The sequence below is a fragment of the Mesorhizobium sp. M7A.F.Ca.CA.004.06.1.1 genome, from assembly GCF_003999135.1.
Taxonomy (GTDB): domain Bacteria; phylum Pseudomonadota; class Alphaproteobacteria; order Rhizobiales; family Rhizobiaceae; genus Mesorhizobium.
In genome coordinates, this window is sequence record NZ_RZPQ01000225.1 from 1 (window position 1) to 7,745 (window position 7,745).

7 protein-coding genes are annotated in these 7,745 nt (G+C 63.7%); 5 read left to right on the forward strand and 2 right to left on the reverse strand.

What is annotated here, in order from left to right; genetic code table 11:
• The first annotated feature begins 47 nt into the window (after window positions 1–47).
• Together EN906_RS15475 and EN906_RS15480 are read left to right on the forward strand one after the other, a co-directional pair.
• Entirely contained in the window at window positions 48–1,442 is a 1,395-nt protein-coding gene (locus EN906_RS15475) for a sensor histidine kinase (RefSeq protein WP_127267186.1), read from the forward strand.
• Window positions 1,439–2,098: a response regulator transcription factor gene (locus tag EN906_RS15480; protein ID WP_023813468.1), complete on the forward strand. Its 660-nt coding sequence runs from the start codon at window positions 1,439–1,441 to the stop codon at window positions 2,096–2,098. The genes EN906_RS15475 and EN906_RS15480 overlap by 4 nt, the downstream gene beginning before the upstream one ends.
• A gap of 317 nt (window positions 2,099–2,415) precedes the next feature.
• Here the strand turns inward: EN906_RS15480 and EN906_RS15485 are convergent, their stop codons facing one another.
• Window positions 2,416–2,877 carry a hypothetical protein gene (locus EN906_RS15485; protein ID WP_127267187.1) on the reverse strand — a complete coding sequence of 154 codons (462 nt, stop codon included), beginning with the start codon at window positions 2,875–2,877 and terminating at the stop codon, window positions 2,416–2,418.
• Between the two features lie 537 nt (window positions 2,878–3,414).
• Here EN906_RS15485 and EN906_RS15490 point away from each other — a divergent pair.
• Both EN906_RS15490 and EN906_RS15495 read left to right on the forward strand, forming a co-directional pair.
• Window positions 3,415–5,418, forward strand: a complete 2,004-nt coding sequence (locus EN906_RS15490) for a PhoX family phosphatase (RefSeq protein ID WP_127267188.1) — start codon at window positions 3,415–3,417, stop codon at window positions 5,416–5,418.
• A 225-nt stretch (window positions 5,419–5,643) separates the two neighbouring features.
• Entirely contained in the window at window positions 5,644–5,868 is a 225-nt protein-coding gene (locus EN906_RS15495; RefSeq protein WP_013528677.1) for a hypothetical protein, read from the forward strand.
• Here the strand turns inward: EN906_RS15495 and EN906_RS15500 are convergent.
• Window positions 5,860–7,050, reverse strand: a complete 1,191-nt coding sequence (locus EN906_RS15500) for an NAD(P)/FAD-dependent oxidoreductase (RefSeq protein ID WP_127269737.1) — start codon at window positions 7,048–7,050, stop codon at window positions 5,860–5,862. The genes EN906_RS15495 and EN906_RS15500 overlap by 9 nt on opposite strands.
• Before the next feature lie 352 nt (window positions 7,051–7,402).
• Here EN906_RS15500 and EN906_RS15505 point away from each other — a divergent pair.
• Window positions 7,403–7,745 (forward strand): phosphatidylglycerol lysyltransferase domain-containing protein (locus tag EN906_RS15505; RefSeq protein WP_127375244.1); only part of this gene is annotated, 343 nt, incomplete at its 3' end.

Genomic DNA, 7,745 nt, shown 5'->3' on the forward strand with positions numbered 1-7,745 from the left:
GTACTAACATCGCCCAATCTGTCGGTTCGAAGGGCGGTCAGGGGCTCATGATTCGCAGTTTTCAAAACCTGATGCGGCGCTGGAGCGAGCTTTCCCTTGCCCTGCAATTCGTCGTTGCCGGCGGCTTTGGCCTGCTGGCCGTCATGTTGGTGGTGGGCACCTGGGTGACGGCGCAGATCCGGGACGGCGTCATCCGCAATTCGGCCGCCACGACGGCGCTCTATGTCGACAGCGTGATTGCGCCGCTGCTTCCCGACTTACGCAAGGACCAGGAGCTCAGCGAGTCCGTCAAGCAGGCGCTGGACGAGACGCTTGGCCAGGGCGCGCTCGGCAAGCGCCTCCAATCGTTCGTGCTCTGGCGCCGCGACGGCACGGTTCTCTACGCTAAGGAGGCGTCCCTGATCGGCCGCCGCTTCGGTCCGAGCGACAATCTGCGTTCCGCCTTCGAAGGCAATGTCGTCGCTGAATTCAATACATTCGATGATGATGAACGCGAGGAGAAGGCTACCGGCTTGCCATTGCTGGAGATATACAATCCCGTGCGCGAGCCCTGGTCGGGCGAGGTGGTGGCGGTCACCGAGTTTTATGAGATCGCCGACGATTTCCAGGCCACCCTGGCGTCCGCCCTGTGGTCGAGCTGGCTGATCGTGGCCGGCGCGACGCTCGCGGCATTCCTGCTCCTGTCGGGCATCGTCCTGCGCGGCAGCCGCACCATCGACGATCAGCGTGGGGCACTGCGCCGCCAGGTCTCGGAGCTGCAGGGTCTGGTGGCGCAAAACAGTGCTTTGCGACTGCGCGTGCAACGGGCGTCCCGCCGCGCCACCGCGCTCAACGAAAGATATCTGCGCCGGATCGGCGCCGACCTCCATGACGGCCCGGCCCAACTCGTGGCACTGGCGGCGCTGCGCATGGACAGCCCGATATTTTCCAGCGACGGCCATTCGAGCGTAAGCCGTTCGACCGAGGTCGCAATGATCCGCAAGACACTGGAGGACGCGATGCGCGAAATACGCGGCATCTGCACCGGCCTTGTTTTGCCGCAGATCGAGACGGCTGCCGCAACCGACATTCTGCGGCTGGCGGTCAAGGAACACGAGCAGAGGACGGGAACGTCGGTGACGCTGACGCTGACCGGACACTTGCCGGAGCCCGGCGCCTCCGAGAAGATCAGCATCTATCGTTTCGTCCAGGAAGGGCTGAACAACGCCTATCGCCACGGGTTGGGCAAGGATCAGGCGGTGAGTGCGGGGATGAAAGGTGGCCGGCTTTTTGTCGAAGTGTCGGACGGCGGGCCCGGTTTCGATCCGGCGGCACGGGTCGAGGGTCTCGGCCTCGCCGGCCTCAGGGAGCGGGTCGAAAGCATTGGCGGACAGTTCGAAACCTTGACCGGGCCGCAAGGTACGCGTTTGGTGATCCGTCTATCGGTCGAGGAGCAAGCATGACTGGGACCATTCGCATCGCCATTGTCGACGATCACCCCCTCTTTCGCGAAGGTGTGACGCGCAGCCTGTCGGAGATCGGAGGCTTCGAGATGGTTGGCGAGGGCGCCACGGCGCAGGATGCCGAACGCCTCGCCACGACGGTGCGGCCCGACATCTTGCTGCTCGATATCTCCATGCCGGGCGGCGGGCTGACCGCGGTGGCAAGCATTCTCGCCAGCCATCCGGCCCAGAAGATCGTCATGCTGACCGTTTCGGAGGCCAACGCCGATGTGACAAAGGCGCTGAACGCAGGGGTGAATGGCTATGTCCTCAAAGGCGTCGGGTCGCGCGGGCTCGCCGACATCCTGCGCAATGTTGCAGCCGGCGAAAGCTATCTGTCGCCGACGCTGTCGGCCCGGCTGCTTTCGGATCTCCAGTCCCAGCAGCCGACCGACGGCATTGCGGAACGGCTGCGGCAGCTCACCGATCGGCAGACGGAAATCCTGCGGCTGGTGGCGGAGGGGCTGAGCAACAAGGAAGTCGCCTTGCGGCTTGAGCTGCAGGAGAAGACCGTCAAGCATCACATGACCGGGGTGCTGTCGAAGCTCAATGTGCGAAACCGCACCGAAGCAGCCTTGATGATGCGTGAGTTGCGCGACCGCGACAGGCCTTCCTAAAGCAACGAGAGCATGATGCCGAAAGGTGTGAAGCGGTTTTCGGAAGACATCATGCTCTATCTCTTTGATTTAGAGGCGGATTTAGATTTCAGGCCGATTTCGACCTGAAATCATCCGGCTCTAGGGGAATTCGCAGCGGTTTCCGTCCTGGATTGCGCAAAACAACGATTGCAAGGTTGCGTGCCTCCGCAAGGTGCGGACCGCGCAAAAGCGCGTCGCGCCTCGGGGACCGGGGCGGCACCGCCAAAAACGAGGTCACCTCCGCCGGGGGGCGGCGGAGGTGACGTGCAAAGCTGACCGTTGCCTGTTGGCCAGCTTCACAAGGCCTTGAGACGATCGGCATCGGCCGGCGTGGCCTGGCGGTCGATGATCGTGCGACCGAGCGCGTCCTTCATGCTGAAACGTCCGTTCTCAAGCTTTTCCGTTATGCCGTCGGGATGCCGGACCGTGATCTTGTTGCCGGTCACGTCGACCTTGTCACCGGTCTTTGCATTGACATGGCTTCCGCTCTTACCCTGATTGGATCCCGATTTGCCGCTATTGCCGCTGTTGCCATTCCCGCTATTCCCGCCGCTGTTCCCTCCATTGCCGCCGCCGGAATTGCCGCCGTTGCCGCCGCCACCACCGCTGTTACCGCCACCCTTGGCGTATGCGCTGGCGGTGTGAATGCCGGGAACGGAGCCCTCCAGGACAATTTGGTAGGGAGCAATCGTCAACGCCAGCGCCGCTGCCGATTTGAGCGCCAGCCGGCAGCAACGGGTCGTGACCGATCTGTGCATTTTGATCTCCGACGACTGAGCCCGGCGCGCCCCACCCCAACGTTGCAGTGCAACAACATTGCCGAAAGACGCGGGGTCCGGAAGCGACCTCCGACCGTTGCGGTTGTCAACTAGGACCTTTGAAAGCGCAAGATTGGACTAAAGTCCCAAGCGTATGCTACATTAGCTTTGCATGAACGGCGCCGCGACCGCCATCGCTAAATGGGAGACTCGCTTTCCCTACGCCTGACGACGGCAGACGCCGAACATCAAGTCACCTCCGCCGGGGGCGGCGGAGGTGACTTTGTCGAGCCGGCCGTTTGCAACGACTGACCCCATGGATGCGCGGCGAAACATGCCGCCGAAGGTCTCCTTCCTCTCGAAAAGACGATTCCGGAGCAGTTCACGGCCTTCGGGAATGCTGAGCCAGCGCTGCGCGTAATGCCTGTCGCGCCTGAAAGGTCTCCCGATGTCACGAAAATGTGACCCGGCGATTATAAGGGGGGTCAAACAGGTACCCCACGCTCCAGCCAACCCGACAGCCAGAGGCAAGCCACCATGACTGACCTTCGCTCCGCCGACACCCGATTCCGCACCAGCCTGCTCGAGGAAAACGACGGCCCGGCCATCAACGCCTCCGACAACCGCACCATGGGCGAGATCATCGCCGCGCGGTTCTCGCGCCGCGGCTTCCTCAAGGGCTCGCTGGCCGTCTCGGCCATCGCCGCCACCGTCAGCCCGCTGGCGCTGATCAGCGCCGACGAGGCCAGGGCCGCGGAAGGCTCGGCCTTCGCGTTCGACGAACTTGAGGCCGGCATCGACGACAAGCACCATGTCGCGTCGGGTTACGATGCCGATGTCCTGCTGCGCTGGGGCGATCCGTTGTTTGCCGATTCGCCCGACTTCGACCCGACGAAACAGTCGGCCGAGGCCCAGGCGAAACAGTTCGGCTACAACAATGACTATGTCGGCTACATCCCGATCGACGGCTCGGCCGAACATGGCCTGCTGGTGGTCAACCACGAATACACCAATCCGCATCTGATGTTCCCGGGCATCGTAAAGATCGTCGAGAAGGACGGCAAGAAGTCGGCAGAAGTCGCACCCCTCTCGAAGGAGCAGGTCGATGTCGAGATGGCCGCCCATGGCGGCACCATCGTCGAGATCCGCAAGGACGGTGGCAAATGGCAGGTGGTGCGCGACGGCAAGCTCAATCGCCGCATCACCGCCAACACCGAAATGGCGCTGTCCGGCCCCGTTGCCGGCCATGACCGCGTCAAGACCAAAGCCGATCCGTCCGGCACCAAGGTTTTCGGCACCGTCAACAATTGCGCCGGCGGCGTCACGCCCTGGGGCACCTATGTGATGGCCGAGGAGAACATCCATGGCTATTTTTCCGGCGAGCTGCCGGAAGACCACAAGGAAGCCGCGAACTACAAGCGTCTCGGCATTCCCGAAGGCGCCTATGAATGGGCGGCGCATTACGAGCGTTTCGACCTCGCCAAGGAACCCAACGAAGCCAACCGCTTCGGCTGGATCGTCGAGGTCGATGTCAACGACCCGACCTCGACGCCGAGGAAGCGCACCGCCATGGGCCGCTTCAAGCATGAGGGCGCCGAATCGATCGTCGCCAAGGACGGCCGCGTCGTCTTCTATCTCGGTGACGACGAGCGCTTCGACTATGTCTACAAGTTCGTGACCAGGGCCGCGTTCAATCCGAACGACCGTGCCGCCAACAAGGACCTGCTCGACGATGGCACGCTGCATGTCGCCAGGTTCGCCGAAGACGGCACGGTCGAATGGCTGCCGATCGTGTTCGGCCAGGGGCCGCTGACGGCTGAAAACGGTTTCACTGGCCAGGCCGACGTGCTGATCGAGACGCGCCGCGCCGCCGACCTGCTCGGCGCCACCAAGATGGACCGCCCGGAAGACATTCAGCCCAATGGCGTCAACGGCAAGGTCTATGTCATGCTGACCAACAATTCGAAGCGCAAGGCCGACCAGGTCGACGCCGCCAACCCGCGCGCCGAAAACGCCTTCGGCCACATCATCGAGATCGCCGAGGACGGCGGTGATTTCACGGCCGCCAAGGGCAAGTGGGAAGTGCTGCTGAAATGCGGCGATCCCTCGGTTGCCGATGTCGGTGCCACCTTCTCGACGGCAACGACGGCCAATGGCTGGTTCGGCATGCCCGACAATTGCGCGGTCGATTCGGCCGGGCGTCTCTGGGTCGCGACCGACGGCCAGGGTCCGAAAGCCACCGGCCGCACCGATGGCTTATGGGCGGTGGACACGGAGGGGGCGGCGCGGGCGACCTCGAAACTATTCTTCCGCGTGCCGATCGGCGCCGAAATGTGCGGTCCGCTGTTTGCGCCCGACGACCAGACCGCCTTCGTCGCCGTCCAGCATCCGGGCGACGGCGGAGAGGACTGGGAAGCGTTCGGGCGCCCGTCCTACTATGAGGACCTGTCGACGCGTTGGCCCGACTTCAAGCCCGACATGCCGGTGCGGCCGTCGGTCGTCGCCATCACCAAACAGGGCGGCGGCAAGATCGCGGTCTGATTGCCCACTCGCATGGGCAGCAGCGGAGCAGAATTTGCGCCGCTGCTGCGCCTTGAGCCGCGGCATGTATCCCTTGGGCTGCGGAGCAGCTCCTGGGGTCTGCGCCGCGTCGCTTCGCCCCTTGCTCCGCCCCAGGATGGCGAGGCGACGGGGGGAAGTCGGTCAAGCCTCGGGAAAGATTGGCAATTTAAACATGGCGCTCTAGGTCTTTATCAGGAGATCGCCATGTCGAAGTCCGTCTATGACCGTGGCTTGCTCAAGCCAGCCGATATCGCCAAGCTGCAGCGCGTGTTCGACGAGGCCTGCCGGCGGCGCGAGGCACATCCCGATTCCGCCGACGCGCGGGAAATCGCGCTTAACCTGCTCGCCTTGCACAATGCCGGCATGGTGGAAGAGGACATGCTGATGGAAGCCGTCGGTTTCCGGCGGCTGGAACCGAAATCAGCGTGATGCGCTGGATTGGTGCGAGGCCGACCTTGCAATTCGTTTGGCGATCGCCTTGGCCAGGATGCCGGCATTGGCGAAGCAGCCGCGAATGCTTGGCCGCATGCCGGTGAACCACAGACCGGGCAATTTTGGATCGGCTTCGCCACCGTTGAAGAGCGGAACGCCCTTGGCGTCGAGCACGCCGAGCTTGCCGACCATGGGCTCCAGCCCCGTGCGGTAGCCTGTCGCGGCAATGACGATGTCGGGATGGATCAGGCTGCCATTGGCCAGGATCACGCCATCGCGGGTGAATTCCCGTATGCCCGGCACGACGGTGATCTTGCCGGCCTTGATGGCGCCGACGGCGCCGTCGTCGGCGGCGATCGCGGTGTAATCCGAGCTCAGGCGGCTGGCGCCGCCCGCAGGCGCGGGCGGCAGACCGAATTTGGTCAGGTCGCCGAAAACCAGCCGCTGCGTTGCCGCCATCACCGCATCGGCGAGCCGCAACGGCAAGCGCGCCATGATCGGCGAAAGCCGGTGCACGGCGATCTTGCAGATGCGCTTGGGCAGCAGGGCGGGACCGTTGCGGGCCGACAGCCAGATGGCGGCCGTGTCTATGCCGGCCAGATGATTGAGCGCATCGAAGCCCGAATTGCCGGCGCCGACGACCAGCACTTTTTGGCCCGCATAGGCTTGCGCGTCACCAAAATCCGCCGAATGGATGATGCGCCCGACGAAATCCCTCATGCCTTTCCATTCGGGCGTGAACGGCTGCCTGTCGCGGCCGGTAGCGATGACGACATTGCGGGCCAAGCGCGGTCCGGCGCTGGTGCGCAATGCCCAGTGATCGCCCTTGAAGATGATCTCTTCGACCGCGACGCCAAACTGCACCGGCAGCCGGTTCTCCTTCTGGAAATCGTTCATGTGGCGGATGACGACCATTCTTTGCGGAAAGGCGGGCGTGCCAGGGGGAAAGGCGAGACCAGGCAGCGAAGAAAGATCGCGATGGGTGTTGAGATGCAATTGCTGGTGGCGCCGGTGCCAGGGCTCGGCCAGCCGGCTTTCCTTTTCCAGGATCGCCGTAGGCACGCCGGCGTTCATCAAGGCATGCGCGGCAGCCAGCCCGGCAGCACCGGCGCCGACGACGATTGCCGGCTCGACCGTGGCCGGCAGATCCGCAACCGATCTGATTGTCGTATCAGTCATTCACTCGAATCCCATTGGACGTCCCGCCGTAAGGCTCGCAGGACGCTGTAACCGTTTGATCGCGCGCAGGATCCCCTGCAGCAAACCGCGGCCGAATTTCGAGCGATGCGATTTAGCGCCACACGCCGGGCCGCGGTTGCGCTCTATATGGCATATGCGCGATATCAACGGTAATCAGGTCGCGGCAATGTGATTGATTCGAGGCCTTGGGTGGCTGGCGGGTCTCGGTTATCCCCCACGCGCATGCCCGAAATCGAGTCCGATTTTCGAGTCATGCGCAGAATCAAAGTGTTACAGCACCTTGGCGCGTCCTGGACGGCCGGCGCTGTAGGCGGCACGCGGAATCTCGACCATGCCCTCCTTGCGGTTCTATTTCGACAAGATCCTTGAGGCCGCCGCGCCCGAGGTCGAGCGGCAGGCGCTGACCCATATCGAACGCCTGGCACTGGTGCGCCGCTATGGCGACTTCTCGCTCGCCTATTCCACCGCCGTGCAAGGCAAGCTTTCCTATTTCGGCGACGCCGATGGCTACATCGCCTTCGGTACCAAGATGAAGCACCATTTCGCGCTCGGCGACCCGGTGGCGGCTCCGGCGCGTCGGGCCGATTACATCAAGCGCTTCGTCGAGACCGCCGGCAGCCCATGGTTCGTGCAGGTCGGCGAGGACACCGCACGCGTGCTGGCCGGCCTTGGCT